The organism is Agrobacterium sp. 5Ca39 (assembly GCF_055382365.1).
On record NZ_AP026437.1, the window covers coordinates 1,879,939 to 1,905,640 of the forward strand.

A 25,702-nucleotide genomic window follows, 5' to 3' on the forward strand; every position below is an offset into this window, starting at 1 on the left:
CAGGAGCCCTCGGCGGCCGTTGTTGACTTGGACGCGCCGTCATCATTCGACGAAAATCCGGACACTCGACGCACGGCCATCGGCGTCAATCACCGTGAGTGTGGAAAACCCCTGCCCTTCCGGTCGCCATTCACTGTTGCGACGGTGGGACGCATCCGGCAAAGGCAAACCGTTGGCGAGCCAGCGGAAGGGTGCACGCCCGCCCTGAAGCTTCAGCACCAGTGGCGAGATGCCCGACTGGCCGGAAAGCTCCACCCGCGCGCCCTCGGGCGGATAAACGATGCGCGGGGCGCTTTCACGTCTTGAAGCCGAAAGCAGGCCGTTTGCGGTCGTCGTAAAACGCCGCTGGTTTGCCGGAAGGTCGGCCACGCTCACGCGCGCGACGCCGGAGGGTGCTGTCGGCATTGGCGTGATGGCCACGCCCGATTTTTCAAAGGCCTCGAAGAGGATGGGAGCCGCCGTCGCGTAACCGGCAATACCCGGCACGGCGCCGTTATCGGCGCGGCCGACCCAGACGCCGACCACGTGCCGCCCGTCATACCCGATCGACCAGGCGTCGCGGTAACCGTAGCTGGTGCCGGTCTTGTAGGCGATGCCGCGCTGTTTCATGCCGAGTGGCGGCAGCACGCCGGACAGGATGTCCGAAACGTTCCAGATTGCGGCATCGGAAAACAATCGGTCGCCTTCCAGTCGTTCCGGGGCGGAGCGGACGCCATCACCGAGGCGTACCGGACCGTCGCCACCTGTTAGCCCGGCATAAAGCTGGACAAGATCGACAAGCGAAATACCGGCGCCTCCGAGAGCAATGGCGAGCCCGGGTGCTTCGTTGGCAGGCAACGCGAGTGTGACGCCAGACCGCCGGAACCGCACCATCAGCGCCGATGGGCTCACTGAGTCGAGCAATTTCACGGCGGGCACGTTGAGCGACAGTTGCAGCGCCTGCCTGATGCTGACATCGCCCTGATAATGCATGTCGAAATTGCGCGGCCGGTAACCGGAAAAATCAGCCGGGCGATCCTCGATGATGGTCTCCTGACCGATCAGGCCATCCTCAAAGGCGAGGCCATAAATGAATGGCTTGAGGGTCGATCCGGGCGAGCGCACCGCGCGGCTCATCTCCACGAAACCCCTCCTCGCGGTATCGAGATAATCCGCCGAGCCGACCTCCGCCAGAATATCCCCGCTCTCTGCATCGGCCATGACGATGGCGACGGATACCTTATCGCCGATTTTTCCTGCTGCATGGCGCGCCACGCCTTCCAGTTCCCGCTGGATCGAAAGCTTCAGAGTCGAGCGTATTTCCGCAGCATTGGGGAATTTCGCACGCGCGGCAGCAGCCATGTGCGGTGCTAGCGCCGGCAGATCGCGCCGGCTGGTCGGAACGCCCGCAAGCGTCGCCCGTTCGGCTTCGCCCTCACCCACGACACGTTCGACGGCAAGCCTCTGCAAGACCCGTTCCCTTGCCTGTCTCGCCGCCTCGGGATACCTGTCCGGGCGACGCCTTTCTGGCAATTGCGGCAGGGCGACCAGAAGGGCCGCTTCGGCCGTGTCGAGCCTTCCCGGCTCCTTGCCGAACCAGGCGAGGCTGGCCGCGCGTATGCCTTCGAGATTACCGCCATAGGGCGCGATATTCAGATAAAGATCGAGGATATCCGCCTTGCTGAGCCGCCGTTCGATTTGAATAGCCCGCAGGGCCTGAAGAAGCTTTGCCGAGAAGGAGCGGTCGGCGCGCGGCTCGACCAGCCGCGCCACCTGCATGGAAAGCGTCGAGGCGCCGGATACGATCCGGCCGTTGCTCACCAGTTGCCACGCGGAACGCAGCAAGGCCCAGGGATCGATACCGTGATGGTCGTAAAAGCGTTGGTCCTCATAGGCGACCAGCATCCGCAGGAACTGCGGATCGACCTCGGCCGCCGTGGTGTCGAGCCGCCAGCGGCCATCCGGTGTTGCGAAGGCACGCAGCAACTTGCCGTCGCGGTCCAACACCTCGAAGGATCGCTGCCGCGCTGCCTCGAGCGGCGGCGGGTAGGCCTTGTCCAGCGCATCGAGACCGAAGGCCGCACCGCCGATAAGCAATGCGGCCACAACGAAGCCGACGATGACAGCTTTTTTCCGTCTCATGGGGTCGCCGAACGCACCTCCATGCGGCCGGTTGCGGTGCGGGCGGCAAATTGCGCCCGGTACATATCCTCAACAGACGCCGCCGGATGATCATAAGTACCGGGAGTGACCGCGCGGACGACATAGGCCAGCGCAATTTCCGAACTGTCCCCTGCCGAGCGATCGAAGGCCGCCACAAAACGGTCGTAGCGGAATTCTGTATGCGCCGCCTCCGTTTCCGGCAACCAGTCGAAATTCGACAGTTCGGCCGAATTGACGAGGCTCGGATTGTCGATCTCGAAACCGGAAGGCAGTAGATCCGTTACCAGAATGCGCGACTGCCAGTTATTCTGCGGCACCACGTTCAGAACCACGACATAACGTTCGTTCTGTGTGACGTCGCTCGGGTTCACCTCTTCACCGTCCATGGAGTAATATGTGCGGGTGATGGTGAAGCCTTCGCCGCCGGCAGCGAGCGGCTGAGCCGGCGGGGCCACCGTAGTGACAACGGCCGTGACCGGATCAGCCGAGGCATTGGCGATCTTCAAGGGTGCCGCCAGCAATTCATCGCCGCTCATCCGCTTCCCGAAACCGCCGGTCTGTAAATCACCGTTCACATCGAGACGGATGTCCTTGTCCTCGCCTTTCACGGCCCGGGCGGCCAGCAGCATCCATGCCTGCTCCTGTGTGCTGGTATAGGGCTTCTTTTCCCATTCCCTTGCCACGGCACCGGCAAGCTGCGGCACGACGGCCGGAACCGGACGGCTTTCCGCCGCCAGCGCCAGCGCCGCCGCACCGTCGCGAAGGGCGGAGCCATAATCGGCGCGGGCGAAGCTGACATTGGTGGCGCGGCTGGCCATGTCGAGCGAAGCACCGAACACGGTCTTCGAACGGGCCTGGTCGCCGTAAAGCGAAAGGGCTGCGGCAACCTGCGCCTTGGCAAGCGGCGTCGGGAAATCGGCAAGCGCAGTATCGGCGTAATAACGCAGATCGTTGATCGCCGCCTTGCGGTTGCGCGCCAGCACATAAAGCGAATAGGCGATCTCGTTGCCGCGATCCTTGACATTGCTGTCATAGGACAGGCCGTTCTGCAGGTTGTTCAACGCCTGCACCATGGCCGCTTCGGGGACATCGTACCTCTGCTCGCGCGCGCGGGTCAGGAAGTCGGTAATATAGGCATCGAGCCACAGATCGCCGTAACCCGGCGACCAGAGGCCGAAGCTGCCGGAACTCGACTGGAAGGACAGCACGCGGTAGACCGCTTCCTGAACCCTCTTACGGGTGTCGGGATCTTCAGCCATGCCGCTGTCCTTCGTCAGTTCCGAGACGTAAAGCAGCGGCAGCGCGCGGCTCGTCGTCTGTTCGGCGCAGCCATAAGGATATTTGTCCAGCATCATCACCAGCGCCGGGATATCGAAAGCGGGCGAGCGCGTGACATTAACGGCGACGGACGAGCCGAGGAGCATACTGTCGGCCAGAAGATCGCCATTGATCGTCAGGCTGCTGTTCGGCGCAATCTTGATTTCGCGCCGCGTCGTGACTGGAAGAACGGCCGGGCGCACCGGAATGTTCAGAACCTGCTCAAGCGAGACACCTGCCGCATTGGAGACCTTGATTGTGATCGCGCCATTGCCGGGCTGTTCGCCCGTCAGCGGAACGGTCAAAGACGACTTGCCGCCCTTTTGCAGCGCAAGTGTCTGCGACACTTCACCCTGATCGACCGTCAGAGCCGTATTGCTGGTCACATCCAGCCGGTAGTCGCCGGCGTCGCCATCCGTATTGGCGATATCAAGCCGCAATTGCGAGATATCGCCGGGGGCGAGGAATTTCGGCGCGCTGGCCGTTACCACGACGGGATCGCGAATGATGGCATCGGAAACCGCATGTCCCACGCCGGTCTTCGTCCAGGCAACCGCCATGATGCGGGCCGTCCCGTTGAACTGCGGAATATCGAAGCTCACAGTCGCCTTGCCGTTAGCGTCGAGTTCGACCGGACCGGCAAAGAAGGCCACAAGCTTTTCCGTGGGCGGGCTGCCCTGAAGGGCCGCCCCGCCGCCATCACCGCCGGTGCGCAGCCGGCCGGTGGCGCCAAGCGAGCCGTCAATCAGGCGGCCATAGAGGTCGCGGATTTCCAGTCCCAGCCGGCGCTGGCCGAAATACCATTCATCCGGCTTCGGCGGCTCATAGCGGGTGAGGTTCAAGATGCCGACATCGACCGCCGCAACGATGGCGTAGGCCTTTTCGCCCACACCAGCCCCCGCAACCGTGATCGGAATTTCGAGCGGCTGGCGCGGCAGCGTCTTCTGCGGCGCGCCGAGTGTGACGGCAAGCTTGCGCTCGGCCGGATCGACGGCAAGCCACTTGATGCCGATGGCGCGCATGGGCATACGGCTTTCCTGCGCGTCGCCGGGGCGGAACAGCGTCGCCGTCACATAAGCGCCAGCGCCCCATTCCTCGGTGACCGGAATGTCGATCTCGCCGCCCTCTTCGCCGATCTCGGCGTTCTGTACCGCAATCAGCTTTTCCGAACCGGACGTTATCATCAATTCACCGGCGAAACGTGAGGAGACCTTGAGTTTGGCCGTATCGCCGATCTTGTAGCTCTGTTTGTCCAGCGCGATTTCCAGCGCATCCGGCGTTTCCGTCGAGCTTGCCTCGACATAGAAACCGGCATCGAATTCGACACTGGAAACCGGTGCGCCATTACCCGCACCCTCCACTTCCAGCCGGTAGCGGCCCCAGGTGACCGGAACGGAAATTTCGCCGCCATTGGCGTCGACCGAAAGCGTGCCGGTTTCCTGCTGCTTGGTGTATTCCACGGGCTCATAACGCCAGGAATTACCCTGGCGATACCATTGATAGTTACGCTCTACCTTGATGAGCTTCCAGGTCAGGCCATTCATCGCCTGTTTGGCACCATCGGCACTGACACCGATGATATGGAAACGTCCAACGGAGTTCTGGGCGAGATCGCCGGAAAACTGCGGCTTGATGCCAATGACGGATGCTTCCGCCTTGATGGGCAGCGCCAGCGAGCGTTCCACGGCGCGGCCGCCGGCTTCGCGCATGCGCACGGTGATGTTGGCGGAGAGAAGCTGCGTTGTGGATGGCAGATCGGTGAGATCAACGTTGAAGCTCGCTTTGCCCTCTTCATCCAGGACCGGCAGATCGGCAAGCGTCGTGCGGTTTTCCTCTTCGCTTTCCTCATCGGCCAGGCCGAAGAAATAACCTTCGAAATCGGCGCTGGTGCGCGTCGGCTTGATCGCGACCTCCCCTTCCAGCGTCAGGCCGGCAGCGGGCGCGCCATAAAGATAACGGCCATCAACGTCGATTGCCGTTTCTGCGCCCGGATCGATCTGTTTTGCCTTGCTCGAGAGGTCAAACTCGGTGCGGTCAGGCACAAAATCATCGACAAGGAAGCTCTTTTCGCTGATCGCAGCCGTTTTCGGGTCGGTATGGATGCGCAATGTCCAGGTGCCGCGCATGGCATTTGCCTGCAACGGCAGATCCACCGCATGACCGCCAAGCGCCTTGCCGTCGCTGACAAAGCGCCGGTCTTCCACCCCGTCAGGGCGTGAGAAAATGAAAGTGAGCGGCAGGTCTTCGATTGCCTTGCCGTCAACGTCACGGGCCAGGGCTGCGGCATGCACGGTCTCGCCGGCACGGTAGATGCCACGTTCGGTCCAGCTGAACACGTCGATAGCACCGGGTGCTGCACGTCCCGTCACGCCGCGATCCGAGAGATCGAAGCCTGCACGGGTCATATCGAGGAACACGTAATCCTCATCGCCGTTGCGCGCGGTCAGGATGGCAGGCGCCTGAGCCGCCGTGCCGCGCATCAGGCCGGCAGAGAATACCGCGCGTCCGTCCGCATCGGTTTTCGCGGTGCCCAGCACCTCGTTGTTCTTGGCCAGGAGCTGCAGATCCACGTCCGCAAGCGGTTTGGCGCTGCCGAGTGCACGGACAAATACATTCAAACCGTCCGTTCCGGCATAGGTGGTGATGCCGGTATCCGACACGAGGAACCATTGGGTGGCGCGTGAATCCCAGGTTTCCGGCGCCGTGCCCGGCGGCACGGCAGTCAGCACATAGATGCCCGGCTTGCGCTCCGGCAAGGCCTCATCCACTGGAAAACTCGTGACCACATCCTTGTTGAGATCGGGCTGGATATCAATCGAGCCCTGCCAGACAAGCTCGCCGATTTCGTTTTCGATACGGTCGGCATTGTAACCGTCCATCTGCGTCAGAAACTGCGAATTTGCGAGCAGCGCGGTGATATTGCGGTCACCGACGCGATAAAGCTTCAGGTCGGCCTTGTCGGCATTCACAGAGACAATCGGAATGCCACGGCGCGCACTGCCCGGCAGCACGAAATTCTCGCCGGTGAAGCGCACACTGGCCGTGCGGTCACGCACGTAAATATCGAGATTGACCTGTTTTTCCAGCGGCTCTTCCACGGAAGACGGCAGGCCGGCGCGCAGTGCGATCTTGTAGCGCTGGCCATGGGTCAGGCCTTCGACGCAAATTTCGCTGCCCTTCGCCTCGATGGCCTTGGGAGCTGCCCCATCCAGCGTGATGAAGGAAGAATAATCGACGCCATTCTTCACCAGCGGTTCGGAAAACTGCACGCAGGCGCGCGGGCTTACGCTGTCCGTATCCACCGTATTGTTGATGACGCGAAAACCCTGGCGCGTGCGCAGGTCGGCATAGGCCGCCTTTGTCTGTGAATCGTCGGTAAGCGCAAGGCTTTCCTTATAGGCATTGAGGGCTGCGCGATAATTCTGGGTTCTTTCAAATGCCTTCGCCAGCCGGTTGAGGGCTTCGGTGCGGGCGCTGACCGTTCGGCTCAGCTGATAGGCATTGATGGCGGCAGACGCCGCCTGCCCTGCGATCGAATAATTATCGGTGACCTGCGCCGCCTTTTCGGAAAGCTCCGCCCAGAGCGCGCCATCGTCTGGCGTGATCGCAAGGGCCTGCTTATAGGTCGTAACCGCATCGGGAATATTGCCCCCGGCCGCCTGCTGCCGCGCCGTCTGTACGAGGGCTTCCACGCCTTGCCCGCCCTCACCGTCATTCGCCGCAAGGCCGGATTTCATTCGACGCGCTTCCTGCTGCAGGCTGTCAGTGACGAAGGACAGGCGCTGCGGCGCGCCGATATCGGCTTCCGTCGCCACTTCGACAATCTTGCCGGCAACCGCACCGGGGAAGGCGTTCAGCTGATTGAAATCAGATTTGAGGAAGCACCATTTCACCTTTGGATTGTAGGTAAAGGCCTTGCAGGATGTGTCTCCGGCGCAAATCTCGCCACATTGCTCCAACGAGGCGTTTTGCTCCGTCCTGAGATCGAAGCCGAAATAATCGCCATTTTGGGTGGTCACGACCTTGCGGGAGGGTTCCGCCGCCATGGCTGGCGCAAAAATCATGGCGGCTGAGACCGCAACCAGCGAAATCCGGACGAGCGCGCGCAACGACATCAGTTCTCTCCCCGCAACAGACATGTCGGGCGGGACTCTGGTCAAATCCACGCATGGTTGTCAACGCATCTTCGTCAATTCGCGCCATGACAATCTGTGGAGAGTAAAAGAAGCTGCGATTAGTCCTCTATTTTACGCGCTTCCGAGATGAGCATGATCGGCACACCGTCACGAATTGGATAAGCAAGCCGCGCATTTTCGGAGATGAGTTCATTGCGGGCACGGTCATAGGAAAGGCGGCCCTTCGTCAAAGGGCAGACAAGCAATTCGAGAAGCTTCGGATCGACGTTGTTCATCCTGTCGTCCATGGCGGCGATCCTACTGCAGCACGTTGCCGCCCTCACCCGATCCTTGGGCAAGAACGATCTCGGTGATGGCGATCAATGTTTCGGCCCGCGTCTTCAGATCGGGCGCTTCCAGCAGCGCCTGTTTTTCGGCGGGTCCAAAAGGAGACATCATGGAAAGCGAATTGACCAGAACACGGTTGCCGGCCCTTTCCACACTCTCCCAATCCGCTTCCAGCTGGTTGGCATCCAGAAACGAGCGGAACACCCGCAGCAGGTTTTCACGGTCCACGGCCTCCTCATCGTATTCGCCGGAAAGATCGGCGATGAAGGGCGCGTGACGGAAACTGCGATAGGGCTTGCCGGCCTCCACCTCCTCCAGCAGACGGAAACGGCACACACCAGTCAGCGAGATGATGTAACGGCCATCGCCGGTTTCGGAAAAGGAGGTGATGCGGCCAAGGCACCCAACCGCACTCAACGGCCCGCCCTCTAGGCCCGATTCAATGACATGAAGGGCTGGCTGCACCATGCCGATGAGACGGTGACCCGCCAACGCCGTGTCGATCATGGCAAGATATCTTGGCTCGAAGATATTGAGTGGAAGATGGCCTTCCGGCAACAGAAGAGCACCGGGAAGGGGAAAAACCGGCACGGTTTCCGGCAGGTCGTCGCTCTTCACATATCTTGCATTTCCGACATGCATGGGAATCAAGCCCCCTGTTCACTGCTGCCGGCCGGCGGATCAACCGCCTGGCCGGGATATGCCCGCATTAAGAAAACAGTATCGACGAAAGCTTCCGGCGGCCCGCGACGGTCGCCGGATCCTTAAAGCCCCAGGCCTCGAAAAATTCGAGAAGCTGGCGGCGCGCGCCGTCGTCGTCGAAGGTCCGATCCTTACGCATGACGTAGAGCAGATGATCCGCCGCCTCGTCGCGCCGGCCCTGCGCATTCAGCACCTTCGCAAGCTTAACCCGTGCCTCGTGTCGATCCGGGTCGGCTGCCAGTTCGCTTTCCAGCGCCACGGGATCGCCGATCTTGCGGGCTTCCTCATATTGCGCGATCTTTTTCGAAACGAGCTGAATGCCCGCATCCTCATTAAGTTCCGCCGGCAGTGACGACAGCAATTCACTGGCCCGCTCATATTGTCCGGCGGCGATCATGCATTCGGCAATGCCGGCAATCGCTGCGGGGTTTTCCGGATCCGCCTGCATGACGGCGCCAAAGAGCTGTGCTGCGCCGTTAAAATCGCCATCGGCCAGAAGCTGTTTCGCTTCGGTCAGAACGGCCTCGATCTCCGCCTTGGGATCGCCTGCATCAGGGCCGGCAATCTTTTCGATGAATTGCTTGATCTGGCTTTCCGGCACCGCGCCCATGAAGCCGTCGACCGGCCGGCCATCGGCAAAAGCGACGATTGCCGGAATGGACTGGATGCCGAGCTGGCCGGGAATGGACGGGTGGTCGTCAATGTTCAGCTTCACGAGCTTCACGCGGCCATTCGCTTCGTTGACGACTTTCTCGAGCACGGGCGTCAGCTGTTTGCACGGGCCGCACCAGGGCGCCCAGAAATCCACGAGAACTGGCTGACGACGTGACTCTTCGAGAACGTCCTTGGAGAAACCAGCCGTCGTTGTGTCCTTAATGTGTCCGGAGGACGCACCATTCAGCTCGCCACTATAGTGCGCGCTTGCGGACATCTGCCCGCCGTAGGAACCGCCGTAAGGATTATTCGTGTCGCTCATGCCGGTCTCCCGTAACCTCTGTCATATGTCTTGATTGAAGCAAAGATCGTATCTCACTCGCTGACTTTCAAGACAAGCGGCGTATGTCCGGTCGCCTCGAGAAAGCGAATGAGATCCGCGGATGCGATTGTCGTCGTCTGGTCGTTGGAGAGCGGGTGGCCATTGACAAGTTCGTTTTCCAGCAGCGCGCTATCCAACACAAAAGTGACCTGCCGGTCCGTGTCGTTGATTGCGCCGAACACCGTGACCGAACCCGGCACCACACCCAGATATTCGAGCATTTTTTCCGGCCGGCCGAAGGACACGCGGCTTGCAGCACCGATGATCTTATGGACGCTTTTCAGATCCACCACCGCGTTTTCTTCCACGGTCAGAACGAAGTACTGGTCCTTCTTGTCCTTTACAAAGAGGTTCTTTGTGTGGCCCCCAGGGATCAGGTCGCGCAATGACTGCGATTCCGCGACGGTAAAGACAGGCTCGTGCTGTTTCGTGGTGTGCGAAATTCCGAGCCCATCGAGAAATTCGAACAGCTCCGCTGCCGTCTTGCGAGAATTTTCCGCCATATGCTGCCACCTGCCTCTGCCGATTCCATTGTCGTTGGGTCATGATTAAGGGGGCAGCCGCCCATTGGCAACGCGGGAAAAATCGGCTGCAGGAAAAATTATCAATCTTTTCCGCCGCTTGTCGCATTTCTCAAAGAAATTTTCGCGTTTTTGTCATTTCCCTGTTGCATTCCAAAATCGATTGAGCGATATAGCGCCCGTCGCCGCTTCGGCGGCCCACGGTTCAGCATACTACCCCGGACCGGTGGATTTGAGCGGGTGTAGCTCAGGGGTAGAGCACAACCTTGCCAAGGTTGGGGTCGAGGGTTCAAATCCCTTCGCCCGCTCCAGTTTCCCAAGTAATGATCTTCCGGATGTTTATTTTTTCGCAGCGGCGGTTTTCGTTTCGGCGTCATCGGCTTCATATTGTCTGTGTACGAGCGGTACAAAAATCGTCCCCCGGGCGGAACCTATATCGAGGATGGCCGTTTGAACGCTGAGGCTCCTAACCTCAGTTCCCTCTGATTGCCCGCTGCCAGCGGGCATTTTTTTACCCTCTTTAAAGTCGTCTCTTGCGTCCGCCCCTTTAAAACTACGGTGAGAGCCCCGTCATACGCGGCTGAATGGCGGAACAACCCTGTCAGCAACAACAATATGAACGCCTTGATCTTGCCATATTTCATTCAGTGTGCTTTTGTGCAGCCGCCCTTGTGGGAGGGGGTAGAGGTTGAGGCCCGCTGGCTGCATTTTAGCAGTAAGCGGGTTTCCCTTTTTTTGGGCGAGATTCGCCGGCGAAGGCGCTTGATCCATTGCTATTTTCCACCGAGACAAGCAACGAACTCCCGCGCTGCACGGTGAGGTATGGTTTTTTTGTATGAAGAAAAGTGGTAGCGGGAGAGGGACTTGAACCCCCGACACGCGGATTATGATTCCGCTGCTCTAACCACCTGAGCTACCCCGCCACAGGGGAAACGTGACAGTCATGTGACCGGCTGTTCCATCAGGATGAGCGGCTTATAAGGTGCCGCTCCCCAAAGTGTCAAGCGCAAGATGCGCAAAAAATTCGCTTTCCGCATCGCTGCAAAAAGCGAGTGGTTTCAGGCGGCAACCGGCTTTTCCAGAAGCGCCTTGAGCGACGCCTCGGCCTCCGCCGAGCGCTCGGACCGTTCAATGAAACCGCCGCCGTACACGCGGGCATCCGCGCCCGGCGCGGAATAAAGCACGCAGGCCTGACCGGGCGCGACACCCGCCTCTCCGGTCATCAGGTCGACATAGATACCATTCTCATCCGCATGCAGCACTGCCTCCGTCGGAGGACGGGTGGAACGCACCTTGGCGAAACAGGCGAAGCCCTGCCCGGCGTCAACGGCCAGGTCGCCATCACCCAGCCAGTTCATGTCACGCAGATAGACGCGGCGGGTTTCCAGCGCCTCACGCGGGCCAACGATGACCCGGCGGCCACGCGCATCGAGATGCACGACGTAAAGCGGCTCGCCCGTCGCAACACCGATACCGCGGCGCTGGCCGATCGTATAATGCACGATGCCATCGTGGCGGCCGAGCACACGCCCGTCGAGATGCACGATATCACCCGCCAGAGCCGCATTCGGCTTCAGCTTGTTGATGATATCGGTATATTTGCCCTGCGGCACGAAACAGATATCCTGGCTGTCGGCCTTCTTGGCAACGACAAGCCCCATTTCTTCCGCCAAAGCCCGCGTTTCGGCCTTGGAGAGGCCACCGAGGGGAAAGCGCAGATAATCGATCTGTTCCTGCGTGGTTGCGAACAGGAACCAGCTCTGGTCGCGGTCGCTGTCGATCGGCCGATAGAGCGCGCGGCGGCCCGCCTGGCCGGGAACGGGGTTGGGCCGCGAACGGATGTAGTGGCCCGTGGCCAGCGCATCGGCACCCAGTTCCTGCGCGGTCGCTAGAAGATCGGCGAATTTTACCGTCTGGTTGCAGGCAACACAGGGAATGGGGGTCTCACCCATCGCATAAGCTTCCGCAAAGGGGTTGATGACGGTTTCACGGAACCGCGCTTCATAATCCAGCACGTAATGGGGGATGCCCAGCGTTTCGCAGACCCGGCGCGCATCGTCGATATCCTGGCCGGCGCAACAGGAGCCGGCGCGGTGCACGGCGGCGCCATGGTCATATAGCTGGAGGGTGATGCCGAGGACATCGTAGCCCTCGCGCTTGAGGATACCGGCCACAACAGAAGAATCGACGCCACCGGACATGGCGACAACGATCCGGGTATCTTCCGGCCTCTTGTCAAAATCGAGCGTATTCACGTTTTTTCCCATCGTCAGTCATAACGGGGGTAAAGGCCCCGCCGCCTGTCGGTCATCCGCCGCAAGAAACCTTGGCCACCAAACGGGCCGTCCTGTCTCGCCATACCGCGGATTTAAGGGCTGCATATAGAAAGGAATGGCTTCACACGCAAGTACGGGGCTGAAAACCGCCCCGTAAAGCCGTCTGATTCCCCTTGTGGAGGGCTTCAGGCGCCAGCCGTCTTCTGGCCGCTGCTGCCGAACCACTTGTCGCGCTCTCGCCACAGGGCGGGCATGGCCAGCAATCCGATGGCCGTGAAGGCGATCAGCGTCTTGTTCAGCTGCGACAGTTCCGCCGTGCGTCCATCGAGATAATAAACGCCGTAAACGATCGCCACGTGCCAGACATAGACCTGCAGCGAGTGGCGGCCGAGCAATTGCAGGAACTTCAGCGACAGCACCCAGATAACGCCTTCGGCTATGGAGCGCACGAGCGGGCGATGGTGATGCGGTCCGGCAATCACGAGCCAGGTGAGGCCAACGCCGACGGCGAGGAAGTTGATGAGATAGACCGGGCCGAAATCGGCGCGGATTTCCATCGTCGAAAACTTGCCCATCATGAATTCCGGCATCAGACCCCACGCGGTAGCGATGCGAAGCGGCATGAAGAACAGGCAGATGACAAGCGCGGCCTTCGGCAGCCAAGTGTGCTCCGGGGAGAAAATCTTCTTCCACGGAATGCGGTTCTGCGCCGTCATAGCACCCATCACCAGCGCCGAGTAGAACACCAGCTGCCAGCCGAGCAGGTTGAAGCTTACGCGAATACCCTGTTCGTCCGCGCCCTTGACGAGTTCATTGAGAGGCGTCGTCACAATCTGCTGCAGGCCAAGCTGTCCCGCCATCCAGACCAGCAGCGAGCCGGCCATGACATAGGCCCACTTGCCATCGAGGCAGAGCTTCACCAGGACAGGCGCGAAAATCATGTAGACAATATATTGCGGCAGAATGTCCATGAAGGTCGGCTGGAAGAGAAATGTCGCAATTGCCGCCAAACGCAGCGGATCGTCGAAAGACGTCATGCCGAGCCAATTGTACCAGATATAGGGTGCATGCGGGATAATCATACGGAAGAACAAAACGGCGATGACGAGACCCATCGCATAACGATAGAGTTCCAGCGCGCGGTTCCAGATCATCTGTTTACCGGCGTCATAGCCATATTTCATCATCTTGCGCGCATATACCATGCCGATCAGCAGGCCGGACAGGAATACGAAGCCCTGCGCGTCCTCGACAAAGGCGAACTGGCGATGGTTGATTTCCACCAGCCAGAAGCCGCCGGCAAACACCAGATGGTTGATCAGCATGAAGACGAGGAAGTAACCACGCATCCCGTCGATCAGGTCAAAGCGTTTCATTTCGATAGCTCTCCGTTCTCGCGGGCCGTGCATTGCCCGGCCACCCAGCCCGGCCTGCGAGATGCCGGGAATTGGATTGTCAACGCGTTTTTGCGGCTGAGGTTCCGCTCCCAAAGCGGTTTAGAACCGGCACGAAAAGTCACATTAACGTGTACGCCCTGTGGTTAGGACGCGGGGACTGAATGCCGGATGAATGAAAAAAGGCAATTCCGTGAAACGGATGAGCCATGCGCCCGGGACATACCAAGGCAAACAAGCCTCAAGGCCTTGCATGGCAGGGGAAAGCCGAATCCGCCGCGCGTGGCTGGCGGATATATCACCCGTAAGATCTCCCAATCTTTTTTGGCGGCATCCCGCCATGCTTTTTAGGAAGCTTATCGAACGAAACGGATAAGGCCCGGCGGTGAAGCGACCGCCGGGCCTTATCCGTTTAAGAGGCTCTGATTCGTCAGGCGGCGGCCTGGATGGCGGCGACCTGCCAGTTGTCGTTGCCGGGGCGGCGGACAAAGGTCCACATTTCCACCGATTCGGACGGATGTTGCTCGTCACCTTCGATCACCTTGCCGGAGGTGCGGTCGCGCATCACGTCGATGGCAGAGTAGCGCATCGCGACTGTCGCGTAGTCCTGCCCTTCTTCGTGCCATGCTTCGGCGACATCGCCCTGCAGTAGCGTCACCTCGCGCACGTCGTTTTTCACACCGCTGGTCGCGTTATCGCTGAGTTCTTCAGCGAGATAAGACATGGCTTCGGGCGTCGTCAGTTTGCGCAATGTGCCATAATCCTCGGCGGCATAGGCAGCCTGCACGTCTTCCAGCATTTTCTGGAACGTCTCGAGGTCGCCCTGCGTGATGCCGATTTCGTCGCCCTCCGAGATGGCGTTGGCGTGGGGCGTGGGCTTTGCCGTTGCGGCAGCAGCAGCCGCTCCGCCCGCAGCGCCGGCCATCGCGCCGATCTTCGGGATCTTGAACGAGGATGCGGCCGGACCCGCCTGCGAACCGCCATTATAGGAGGAGCCGGAATGATCCGTGCGGTGCGAGCCGTTGGCCGATCCATAAGCGGGCTGGCCCTGACGGCGCGACGCGAAGAAACGCATGGCGAGCATGACCAGAAGGCCGATCAGCGCAACCTGCAGCAACATGCCGAAGAAACCGGCCATGCCGCCGAAACCGCCCCCCAGAAGCATGCCGAACAGACCGCCCATCAGCAGGCCGCCCATCAGACCACCCATCATGCCGCCGAAGAGGCCACGATTCTGCTGCGGCGCCTGCGCGCCCGGACGTGCCGGCTGAGCAGCGCCAGGAGCTGCCTGGTTGGTGTTGGGCGTCATGCTTCGGTTAATCGGCGCGGTCTGGCCGGGCGCAGTGCTGGTCGAAGGCGGAGCGGAGTAGGTCCGCGTGCCACGGCTGCCGAAACCGCCGCTGGCGCGACGTGCTTCTGCCATATCAACCGCCACAAAAGAAACCGCGATACCAAGCGCGGCGACTGCGAACAAACCCTTGAAGCGCCGAAAGGCAGCAAACATCGTTATCTCCTATTGGCCGCCCTCCCATGAGCGGCATCTCAACAGGCGATATAGCAACTCATGATCATCATTTTTAGACCGCTCGGCTTAAATTTTTTGTGATATGCAACCAAGGCGTGAGGCGCGTGCAATCTGCCGCAAATCGAAAGCTGGAAAAACAAAAACCGGCACAGGGTTTCCCCTGCACCGGTTCCTATTGTCCCCTTGGGAGGAACGATAGATCAGTCGACGTTGAACGTCAGCGGCTTGACCTGACGGATGGCCGGGTTGGCGCGCAGCTTGTCCAGCACCTCTTCGGAAACCGGACCGTCGACATAAAGCAGGGCGATGGCGTCGCCGCCTTCCTTTTCACGTCCAAGCTGGAAGTTGGCGATGTTGACGCCAGCCTCGCCGAGCGTGGTGCCCATGAAGCCGATCATGCCGGGAACGTCGGTATTGGTGATGTAGATCATGTGCGATCCGACATCGGCATCCATGTTGATGTTCTTGATCTGGATGAAACGTGGCTTGCCATCCGAGAACACCGTGCCGGCAACCGAGCGGATCTGGTTTTCCGTCTTCACCGTCAGCTTGATGTAACCGTCGTAAACGCCGGTCTTGTCGCGCTTGACCTCGGAAAGGATGATGCCTTTCTCCTTGATCATGACCGGGGCCGAAACCATGTTCACATCGGCAACCTGACTGCGGATGAGGCCGGCCAGCAATGCACTGGTCAACGCCTTCGTGTTCATGTTGGCGGTTGCACCGTCATAAAGGATTTCGATTTCCTTGGTGGCGCTTTCCTGTACCTGGCCGACGAAAGACCCGAGAACATCCGCGAGACGGATGAAGGGCTTCAGACGCGGCGCTTCCTCAGCCGTGATCGACGGCATGTTGATGGCGTTGGACACGGCACCCTTGACGAGGTAATCCGACATCTGCTCGGCAACCTGCAGGGCAACGTTTTCCTGTGCTTCCGTGGTCGAAGCGCCAAGATGCGGCGTGCAGACGACGTTAGGAAGGCCGAAAAGCGGGCTCTCGGTGGCGGGCTCGACTTCGAACACGTCAAAACCGGCACCGGCGACATGGCCGGACTTGATGGCTTCCGCAAGGGCAGCTTCATCCACCAGACCACCACGGGCGCAGTTGACGATACGTACGCCCTTCTTGGTCTTGGCAAGGTTTTCAGCGTTGAGGATGCCGCGCGTCTTGTCGGTCATCGGCACATGCAGAGTGATGAAATCGGCCTGGGCTAGCAACTCGTCCAGCTCAACCTTGGTGACGCCCATTTCCTGCGCGCGCTCTGGGGAGAGGAAGGGGTCATAGGCCAGAACATGCATCTTAAGGCCAAGTGCACGCGAGCAGACGATCGAACCGATGTTACCCGCACCGATGACGCCGAGCGTCTTGCCGGTGATTTCGACACCCATGAACTTCGACTTTTCCCACTTGCCGGCCTGCGTGGAACTGTCGGCTGCCGGAAGCTGGCGGGCGACGGCAAACATCAGCGCAATCGCGTGTTCTGCCGTTGTGATGGAGTTGCCGAATGGCGTGTTCATGACAATGATACCGCGGCGCGAGGCGGCCGGGATGTCAACATTGTCGACGCCGATGCCGGCGCGGCCGATGACCTTGAGGTTGGTGGCGGCTTCGATCAGCTTTTCGGTTGCCTTGGTGGCAGAGCGGATGGCCAAGCCATCGTAATTGCCGATGATTTCAGCAAGCTTGTCCTTGTCCTTGCCGAGCTTCGGCTGGAAATCGACTTCGACGCCACGATCACGGAAAATCTGGACGGCGGTTTCCGACAGTTCGTCGGATACGAGTACGCGAGGTGCCATGGTTCACGGGCTCCTTGAAAAACGGTGCAGTTTTGAAAGCGGGAACTATGCGGCCCTGCATCAGCGCAGGGCCGGTATCAAAATCAGGCGGCAGCCTTGGAAAGTGCTGCCTTCTGCGTCTGGTAAGCCCAGGTGAGCCAGGGCATGACGGCTTCCATATCAGCCGTCTCGATGGTGGCGCCGGCCCAGATGCGCAGACCGGACGGGGCGTCGCGGTAAGCGCCGATATCGAGGGCGACATTTTCCTTTTCGAGCAGGGCGACGACGCCCTTGGCAAAATCGGCCTGTGCCGCGGCATCCAGCGCCTGGACCTCGGGATCAACGATCTTGAGGCAAACAGACGTGTTGGAGCGAGTTTCCGGCTTCACGGCCAGGTTGGCGATCCAGTCGTTCTTCTCGATGAAGTCGTAGATAACCTTGGCATTGGCATCGGCGCGGCCGATCAGCGCCTTCAGGCCACCGAGATTCTTTGCCCAGAGCAGCGCGTCGATATAATCTTCAACGCAGAGCATGGACGGCGTGTTGATGGTTTCACCGGTGAAGATGCCTTCGATCAGCTTGCCGCCGGAAACCATGCGGAAGATTTTCGGCAGCGGCCATGCCGGCGCGTAGCTCAAGAGACGCTCAACGGCGCGCGGCGACAGGATGATGACGCCATGGCCGCCCTCGCCGCCGAGAACCTTCTGCCAGGAGAAGGTGACGACGTCGAGTTTCGTAAAGTCCATATCCTGCGCGAAAGCCGCCGAGGTGGCGTCGCAGATGGTCAGGCCCTTGCGGTCGGCGGGAATGAAATCGGCGTTGGGAACACGAACGCCAGAGGTCGTACCGTTCCAGGTGAAGACCACGTCGCGGTCGAAATCGACTTCGGCAAGGTTCGGCAGCAGACCGTAATCGGCCTCGAACTTGCGAACGTCCTTCAGCTTCAGCTGCTTGACGACGTCGGTGACCCAGCCGGCGCCGAAGCTTTCCCAGGCGAGCATATCGACGCCACGTTCGCCGAGCAGCGACCAGAGCGCCATTTCAACGGCGCCGGTGTCGGATGCGGGAACGATACCGATGCGATAATCGGCGGGAACATCAAGAACTTCACGGGTGAGATCGATGGCCTGCTTCAGCTTGGCTTTGCCAACCTTGGCGCGATGCGAGCGACCGAGCGGCGCATCGGAGAGAGCATCTAGCGACCAACCGGGGCGCTTCGAGCAGGGACCAGAGGAAAAATGCGTATTGCCCGGACGGACGTCCGGCTTCACGATATCTGTCATTTGACTACCCTTCCAGATAGGCGCTCCACGTTAGGGTGGAGTGTCCTGACGCCGTTGCTATTCCTGTCGCCGATCCCAGTCAAGCGGAATATGTCGCTACGCAGAAGAATCTTGGTCCATATGCGTCATGTCCCTTGCCACATGCCGATAACACAAAACCGCCCGCACCCGGAGGATGCGGACGGCCCGAAACTATCAGCGGGACGTGACGTCTATTTGTAGACGGCAGGCTGCAGCGGAATATCGGCAGGCGGCATGTACTGAGCGGTATCGCAGCCATTGAAGACATAACGGCCACCAACGCGTACCTCATGCGAATAAAGACCTTTGTCACGACCGGGGCCGCCGCCATTCTCATAAGCGAACATGTCGCCCTTGTTGATGTGACGGAAACGGTAACCGATATCGGCCTTCAGATTACAGGTAACATCAATGGATGCGCCAGCCATAAGGGCGTAAGCGAAACGCCACTTGCCCCTGCCGCCGTGTTCGGTGGTCGGGTCGCAGCCAAGACCATTGACACTGCAGGATGTGTTGCGCAGCTTGTCCCACTTGACGTAGGAGCCGCCGATACCACCGCCGACATACGGCGTCACACGTCCGTAAGTCCCGAGATCGACGTAGGCATTTGCCATCAGAGTATAGGCGCGAACCGAGCTAAGATCCTCCGAGACGCAGCGGCCGGGAACGGAACCGCAGAAACCGCTCGTGGAGCCACGAAAATCCGACTTGCCCATATAGTCGAAGGTCACGTCACTGCGGAAATAGTTGTTGAACTGATAACCGACACCGGCGCCAATGACATAGCTATCGTCGATCTTCGCGGTATCGAAATCAGCGAGATAGCCACCAGGGCCACCCTGATAATAATTGGCACCACGCAGCTTATTGAAAGAATAACCGACGTCGCCTCGCAGATACCAGCCGCTTGCCTGGGTGATCTCCACTTCGGGAGCATAGGTCGGCGCAGGCTCAGCTTGATAAAGATCGGCGGCAATGGCGCTGGTGCCGGTCAGCAGGACGGCCAGAAATCCGGCCAGGGCGTTTTTCATGACTTCCACTCCAGAAGAGGCACGTGCGTTTGCGGCAGCAGATGCCAGTGAACTGTTCAGTCATGGAGATTGACGTAAAATGGTTAAGTCCCGATTAACCACGCTCATTCACTATATTTATTAGTAAATACTCAAAGAAAAAGCCGGCGGAAGGCCGGCTTTTTGCTGATTTATTGTTGCTATGCCTCACGCGGCAGAGCGGGCATTCGCGATGATGCCGACAAGATCATTGACGATACGCTCCACCTTCGCGCTATCGTCGCCTTCCGCCATCACGCGGATCAGCGGTTCGGTGCCGGAAGGGCGGATGACGAGGCGGCCATTATCGGCAAGCGCACTTTCCGCATCCGCAATTGCCTGCTGCACGACCGGGTTTTCCAGCGGTTTGCCACCGGAGATACGGACATTCTTCAAAAGCTGCGGCACGGGCTCGAACTTGCGGCAAACCTCGCTCACCGTGCGGCCGGAGCGCTTGACCTTGGCGAGAACCTGCAATGCCGCAACGAGCCCATCCCCCGTCGTGCCGTAATCCGACAGCACGATATGGCCGGACTGCTCACCGCCAACATTGAAATTGTGGTTGCGCATGTGTTCGACCACATAGCGGTCACCCACCTTGGTGCGGGCAAGGGTGAGGCCCTTGTCGCCAAGAAACCGCTCAAGACCGAGATTGGACATGACAGTTGCGACGATGCCACCGCCGCGGAGCGTGTTGTCTTCGGCCCAGCTGTCGGCGATGACGGCCATCAGCTGGTCGCCATCAACGATTTCACCGCGTTCATCAACGATGATGACGCGGTCCGCATCACCATCCAGCGCAATGCCGATATCGGCCCGCACCTCGTGGACCTTTTTCTGAAGGGCTTCCGGGTGCGTGGAACCGCATTCGAGGTTAATGTTGATGCCGTTCGGCTCGTTGCCGATGGTGACGACCTCCGCGCCGAGTTCCCAGAGAGCCGCGGGCGCCACCTTATAAGCCGCGCCATTGGCGCAGTCGATGGCGATTCGCAGGCCGCTCAATGTCACGTCGCGCGGCAGGGTGCGCTTCACGAACTCGATATAACGATAGATGTCGCCATCGACGCGCTTCGCCCGGCCGATTTCGGCAGGTTTCGCCAGTTGGGCGTAGATATCCTTGTCGAGGAGGTCTTCGATCTCCAGCTCCAGCTCATCGGAAAGCTTGTAACCGTCAGGCCCGAAAAGCTTGATGCCGTTGTCGGAGAAGGGATTGTGCGAGGCCGAGATCATCACGCCGATATCGGCGCGCAGCGAGCGGGTCAGCATGGCGACGGCAGGCGTCGGGATCGGGCCGAGCAGGAAGACATCGAGACCGGCGGCGGTGAAGCCGGCAACCAGGGCGTTTTCCAGCATATAGCCGGAAAGGCGTGTATCCTTGCCGATGACGACACGATGGCGATGATGGCCACGGCGGAAAATCGTCCCGACGGCAATGCCAACCCGCATCGCCAGATCAGGCGTCATGGGGAAGACGTTCGATTGTCCGCGGATACCATCGGTTCCGAAATAACGGCGTGCCATTTTAACTCCAAATCTTTTCCAGCATTCCGGCATAAGCTGAAAACAGCCGGAAGCGTTTTTGGCTAGATGCCACAAACCACGATAAACAGCACGTAAATTACCGCAAAAATGGCTTATATCTTGTTACCAAAATGAAAAGGCCACCCGGAAACCCGGATGGCCTTTTACAATTTCTAACAGACGCGGTCGATCAATGCGGCTGCGGCTCCATGCCGCCTTCGGCTTCACCGTCGCCCTTTGCTTCGCCGTCACCCTTCACTTCACTGGGACCGTCCTTCTTGGTGCCGGCCTTCGGCACTGCGGAACCACGGCTGCCCGGAGAATCGTCGCCCAGATCGCGGGCGGGCTTCTCACCCTTCAGCAGGGCCTTGATCTCGTCACCCGTCAGGGTTTCGTATTCAAGCAGACCCTCGGCAATCGCAACGAAACCATCGTGATTTTCCGTCAGAATGCGGCGAGCCTCGGCATAGGCCTCATCGATAAGGCGGCGAACTTCCGTGTCGATCGTCTGGGCTGTGGCTTCGGAGACGTTCTTCGACTGCGAGACGGAATGGCCAAGGAAAACTTCCTGCTGGTTTTCACCATAGGAGACCTGGCCGAGCGCATCGGAAAAGCCCCATTGCGTCACCATGGCACGGGCAAGCTTGGTTGCCTGCTCGATATCCGAAGACGCGCCCGAGGTAATGTTTTCCTTACCGAAGGTCAGTTCTTCGGCAACGCGGCCACCCATCATGATCACGAGGCGCGACACCATCCACTTGTAGCTCATGGAATAGCGGTCGCCTTCCGGCAGCTGCATCACCATGCCAAGTGCGCGGCCGCGCGGGATGATCGTCGCCTTGTGCAACGGATCGGCCACGGCAACCTTCAGAGCGGTGATGGCATGACCGGCTTCGTGATAGGCAGTCAGCTTCTTTTCGGCCTCGGTCATGGCAGAAGAGCGGCGCTCCGCACCCATCATGATCTTGTCCTTGGCGTCTTCGAATTCCTGCATGGTGACCACGCGCTTGTTGCGGCGGGCGGCCATGAGGGCGGCTTCGTTGACGAGGTTCATCAGGTCCGCACCCGAGAAACCGGGGGTGCCGCGGGCGAGAACCTTGAGATCGACATTCGGCGCCAGCGGCACGTTGCGGATATGCACCTTGAGGATGCGCTCGCGGCCGACGATGTCAGGGTTCGGCACAACGACCTGACGGTCGAAACGGCCGGGACGCAGAAGTGCGGGATCGAGAACATCGGGTCGGTTGGTAGCGGCGATGAGAATGATGCCCTCATTCGCCTCGAAACCGTCCATCTCGACCAGCAGCTGGTTCAGCGTCTGTTCGCGCTCGTCGTTACCACCGCCGAGGCCGGCGCCACGATGACGGCCGACGGCGTCGATTTCATCGATGAAGATGATGCAAGGCGCATTCTTCTTCGCCTGCTCGAACATGTCACGCACACGGCTGGCACCGACGCCGACGAACATTTCCACGAAATCCGAACCGGAAATCGTGAAGAACGGCACATTGGCTTCACCTGCGACGGAACGCGCAAGAAGCGTCTTACCGGTGCCCGGAGGACCAACAAGCAGAACGCCGCGCGGAATCTTGCCGCCGAGGCGCTGGAATTTCTGCGGGTCACGCAGGAATTCCACGATTTCCTCAAGATCCTGCTTGGCTTCATCCACGCCGGCAACGTCGTCAAACGTCACGCGGCCATGGGCTTCCGTCAGGAGCTTGGCCTTGGACTTGCCGAAGCCCATCGCACCGCGCGAACCACCCTGCATCTGCCGCATGAAGAACAGCCAGACGCCAAGGATGAGAAACATCGGCAGAAGCGTGCCGAGATAGCTCAGGAAGCCCGAGGAGCCATCGCTTTCCGGGCGCGCCACGATGGTCACGTTCTTGCTCTGCAAGCGCTCCATCAGGCTGTCGTCGATGACGGGGGAATAGGTCTGAAAGGCCGTGCCGTTTTCGGTATAGGTTCCGAGAACCCGGTTACCGGTGACGGTCACGTCGCGAACTCGCCCGGAATCCACGTCGCGGAGAAACTGGGAATACGGAATTTCCCGTGAACCCGTTTGCGTCGGCGACGTCTGGAACATGCTGAACAGCGCGATCAGCAAGAGGGCGATCACGGCCCACAAGGCGAAATTTCTGAAATTTGGGTTCATCGAACTCCCCGAACTCACACGGGCACAACTACTGCCCGCTATTACGTGCCCTTAACATAAGGACGACATCTGCCCTTGCCAAGGCAAAGCGCATTATCTGATGCGTTTTGGTGTAAAAACTGTTCCAAGGCAATTCACGAAAATGAGGCCCGATTTAAACCGGGGGCTGTGGATATGCCGGCCGTCCGAACAAAACAGCGATCGTATTTGCCAACTCAAGGTCGAAGCGTGGCAGAAAAAGATCGAAGGGCGCCAGCCTTGGCGTCACATCGACCGTCAACTCCCCGACCGTTTCCCCCGCTTCCGCTGCGGCGATTTGCGGAAGGCCCGATAGCGCCAATCTGGTCACTCCCGGCGGCACCGATGGAAAACCCGCTCCAGTACCAGCCTCCTCCGCGCTGACCCGGACAGGGAAAGGCGACCGGTTTTCCACGATGAAGCGATCATCCCACAGGCCCTTCTGATATGCCTCAAGACGAAGCTCCGGCAGATTTCGTTGCTCGCGGAAGATATATAGCCCATCCCGTCGGCGATCGAGCAGGACACGACCGACTGTCATACGTCCGTAATTGCCGGTTTTGAGGAAGCAAAGAACGCGCTCCATGCTGCCCGCGGCCGGCAGATAGGGCCGCCCGCCGAGACTTGCTATCAGCACTGCCAGCCCGTGCCGGAAATCCGCCCGATCAGGCGACACGCCGTCCGGCTGCAATTTCGCGAGCGCACCAGAAAAGACCTCGGCGTGTGCGCGCAGGAAGACTGCCGTTTTTTCAGAGGATATACGCCTTTTTTCCGCCTCTCCCCCATCGGCCGGAAGCGGAACATCAGGCAAGGCCTGCCGCATGCGAACACGCTCATATCGTGGATTTTCGTTGCTTGGATCGTCGAGCCAGCGCCGCGAACGGGACGACACGTAATCGCGGATCGCCTGCCTTTCACACCTCAGGAATGGCCGCATGATCCAATGGCGCCGAGCGTATAAAACCGCGTCCGCCATGCCGGAAAGGCCGAGATTGTCCTCGCCGCTGTTGCGGGCAGCACGCATCGCGACGGTTTCCCTCTGATCGCCGGCCGTGTGACCCGTCACCACGAGATCGGCATCGAACGCGACGGCTGCTTCCGCGATAAGCCGGTAGCGGGCAAGACGGGACGCTTCCGAAATGCCGGAGACCGGCTTTAAACCTTCCCACCGGCGTGTGACGTGCGGAATGCCCAGCTCGGCGCAAAGTGTCGCAACCTTGCGGGCCTCATCGGCGGATTCCACTCGCAGAGCGTGATCCACTGTAACGGCAGAAAGCCGAAGCAGATCGCGCCCCTTCTCGGACATCACCTCATGCAATGCCAGCAACAGGCCGGTGGAATCGCTGCCGCCGGAGATTGCGACGAGAATATGCGCAGGTTCGCGGAATTTTTCGACAAAGGACCGTGCGGCCGCAAGCGGCGCAATTGGCTGTTCGTTCGGAATGCGGACATCAACCGGCATGGAAAGACCGCCGCAATGGCAGGGAAAAGATCAGCAGCTCAGCCGCTTCTGTTCACTGGCGACTTTGTTCAGCACGGTCTTCGAAGCATTGGGGTAACGCTTCGGCACCTCGCGCAGCGTGGCGCAGGCCGTTTCGGTATTATCGAGAGCGGCAAGGGACATGCCAAGCTTCATCAGCATTTCCGGAGCCTTCGGAGACTTGCCATAGGCCTGGTGGCCGTTAAGAAAGGTCTTCGCGGCTTCGTTGAACTTGCCCTGGGAATATTGCGCTTCACCCAGCCAGAAGCTCGCATCCGCGGCTTTCGTGCCCTTGGGGTAACCCTGCAGATATTGCTGGAACCCCTGCTCCGCCAGCTTGTAATCACCGGAAAGGACATGACCGTAAGCGGCCTGGTAGATATCGCCTTCGCTGGTCAGCGCCGCTGTATTGACGGGATCGGTCTTGCGCGTGCTGTTGCCTGTCGTCACGCCGGGCAGGCTGCCGGAAGAATTGTTGGCGCCTGAATTGAGCGTGCCGCCAATAGGCATCCCCTTGGAATCAAGTTCGATCGAACCGAGCGTGGTCTCACCCGGCGCGCCTGTCGGAGCACTGGAGGGAGCGGACGGTGAAACGGAAGCGCCACCCTCGGGTGGCGTTTCGATGATCGTTGCAACGTCGTCGGTCGGGGGCGTCGCCGGACTGACCGGACTTGCCTCCGCCTTCTTTTTCGGCGTTGCTGCAGGACTTCCGCCCTTTCCGCTTTCCAGTTCCTGGAAGCGGAACTCATTGTCTTCCTGCGCCTTGCGGATCGTTTCCTGCATCTGCAAAAGCTGGAAGCTCATTTCCTCGATACGGCCGTTGAGTTGCCGGATCTGTTCTTCAAGCTGCTGAACCCGATAGGCTTCATTGGCCTGAACCCGGACGACCGGGGGCTGCTGCTGAGAATTGATCGTGCCGAAGCTACCCCCCGCACCGAACAGCGGACCCGAAACGGCTGTGCCGCTCAAGCCGGTGCAGGCTGCAAGCCCCAGCATTCCCGCCACGACAAGTTTCTTCATCTCA

16 protein-coding genes and 2 tRNA genes are annotated in these 25,702 nt (G+C 59.9%); 1 reads left to right on the forward strand and 17 read right to left on the reverse strand.

The genetic code is table 11. The features are described from left to right. Window positions 1-42: 42 nt before the first annotated feature. From pbpC to ACZ47E_RS22405, 6 genes are all read right to left on the reverse strand, one after another. A complete protein-coding gene (pbpC, locus tag ACZ47E_RS22380) occupies window positions 43-2,121 on the reverse strand; it encodes a penicillin-binding protein 1C (RefSeq protein WP_022563033.1) in 2,079 nt (692 codons plus the stop codon). Then, the gene (locus ACZ47E_RS22385) at window positions 2,118-7,574 is read right to left on the reverse strand and encodes an alpha-2-macroglobulin family protein (protein ID WP_112668364.1); all 5,457 of its coding nucleotides are present in this window, start codon (window positions 7,572-7,574) and stop codon (window positions 2,118-2,120) included. The genes pbpC and ACZ47E_RS22385 overlap by 4 nt, the downstream gene beginning before the upstream one ends. A gap of 119 nt (window positions 7,575-7,693) precedes the next feature. Beyond that, window positions 7,694-7,882: a Trm112 family protein gene (locus ACZ47E_RS22390; RefSeq protein ID WP_004445702.1), complete on the reverse strand. Its 189-nt coding sequence runs from the start codon at window positions 7,880-7,882 to the stop codon at window positions 7,694-7,696. A gap of 10 nt (window positions 7,883-7,892) precedes the next feature. Continuing rightward, window positions 7,893-8,564 (reverse strand): LON peptidase substrate-binding domain-containing protein, encoded by a 672-nt coding sequence (locus tag ACZ47E_RS22395; RefSeq protein ID WP_022563035.1) that lies wholly within the window; start codon window positions 8,562-8,564, stop codon window positions 7,893-7,895. Window positions 8,565-8,631: 67 nt separating this feature from the next. Next, a complete protein-coding gene (trxA, locus tag ACZ47E_RS22400; RefSeq protein WP_022563036.1) occupies window positions 8,632-9,600 on the reverse strand; it encodes a thioredoxin in 969 nt (322 codons plus the stop codon). A 53-nt stretch (window positions 9,601-9,653) separates the two neighbouring features. Beyond that, a complete protein-coding gene (locus ACZ47E_RS22405) occupies window positions 9,654-10,163 on the reverse strand; it encodes a prolyl-tRNA synthetase associated domain-containing protein (protein ID WP_004445709.1) in 510 nt (169 codons plus the stop codon). 254 nt (window positions 10,164-10,417) lie between these two features. Here ACZ47E_RS22405 and ACZ47E_RS22410 point away from each other — a divergent pair. Beyond that, window positions 10,418-10,492: transfer RNA gene (locus tag ACZ47E_RS22410), tRNA-Gly, on the forward strand. 535 nt (window positions 10,493-11,027) lie between these two features. Here ACZ47E_RS22410 and ACZ47E_RS22415 read toward each other — a convergent pair. From ACZ47E_RS22415 to ybgF, 11 genes are all read right to left on the reverse strand, one after another. After that, a tRNA-Met gene (locus ACZ47E_RS22415) sits at window positions 11,028-11,104 on the reverse strand. 135 nt (window positions 11,105-11,239) lie between these two features. Beyond that, window positions 11,240-12,436, reverse strand: coding sequence for a tRNA 2-thiouridine(34) synthase MnmA (mnmA, locus tag ACZ47E_RS22420; protein ID WP_004445712.1), 1,197 nt, complete (start codon window positions 12,434-12,436; stop codon window positions 11,240-11,242). A gap of 206 nt (window positions 12,437-12,642) precedes the next feature. After that, the gene (locus tag ACZ47E_RS22425) at window positions 12,643-13,833 is read right to left on the reverse strand and encodes an OpgC family protein (protein WP_022563038.1); all 1,191 of its coding nucleotides are present in this window, start codon (window positions 13,831-13,833) and stop codon (window positions 12,643-12,645) included. 448 nt (window positions 13,834-14,281) lie between these two features. After that, the gene (locus tag ACZ47E_RS22430; protein ID WP_022563039.1) at window positions 14,282-15,355 is read right to left on the reverse strand and encodes a Tim44 domain-containing protein; all 1,074 of its coding nucleotides are present in this window, start codon (window positions 15,353-15,355) and stop codon (window positions 14,282-14,284) included. A 221-nt stretch (window positions 15,356-15,576) separates the two neighbouring features. Beyond that, window positions 15,577-17,172: a phosphoglycerate dehydrogenase gene (gene serA, locus ACZ47E_RS22435; protein WP_003506257.1), complete on the reverse strand. Its 1,596-nt coding sequence runs from the start codon at window positions 17,170-17,172 to the stop codon at window positions 15,577-15,579. Window positions 17,173-17,255: 83 nt separating this feature from the next. Then, window positions 17,256-18,434: a phosphoserine transaminase gene (locus ACZ47E_RS22440; RefSeq protein WP_022563040.1), complete on the reverse strand. Its 1,179-nt coding sequence runs from the start codon at window positions 18,432-18,434 to the stop codon at window positions 17,256-17,258. Window positions 18,435-18,646: 212 nt separating this feature from the next. Beyond that, on the reverse strand, window positions 18,647-19,486 hold the full coding sequence (locus ACZ47E_RS22445; RefSeq protein ID WP_004445720.1) for an outer membrane protein: 840 nt from the start codon (window positions 19,484-19,486) through the stop codon (window positions 18,647-18,649). A gap of 186 nt (window positions 19,487-19,672) precedes the next feature. Further along, window positions 19,673-21,025, reverse strand: a complete 1,353-nt coding sequence (glmM, locus tag ACZ47E_RS22450; protein WP_004445721.1) for a phosphoglucosamine mutase — start codon at window positions 21,023-21,025, stop codon at window positions 19,673-19,675. 190 nt (window positions 21,026-21,215) lie between these two features. Continuing rightward, complete coding sequence (ftsH, locus tag ACZ47E_RS22455; protein WP_004445722.1) at window positions 21,216-23,180, reverse strand: ATP-dependent zinc metalloprotease FtsH; 1,965 nt, start codon at window positions 23,178-23,180, stop codon at window positions 21,216-21,218. Window positions 23,181-23,334: 154 nt separating this feature from the next. Beyond that, window positions 23,335-24,660, reverse strand: coding sequence for a tRNA lysidine(34) synthetase TilS (tilS, locus tag ACZ47E_RS22460; protein ID WP_022563042.1), 1,326 nt, complete (start codon window positions 24,658-24,660; stop codon window positions 23,335-23,337). Window positions 24,661-24,690: 30 nt separating this feature from the next. Next, window positions 24,691-25,698, reverse strand: a complete 1,008-nt coding sequence (ybgF, locus tag ACZ47E_RS22465; protein WP_022563043.1) for a tol-pal system protein YbgF — start codon at window positions 25,696-25,698, stop codon at window positions 24,691-24,693. Window positions 25,699-25,702: the final 4 nt, after the last annotated feature.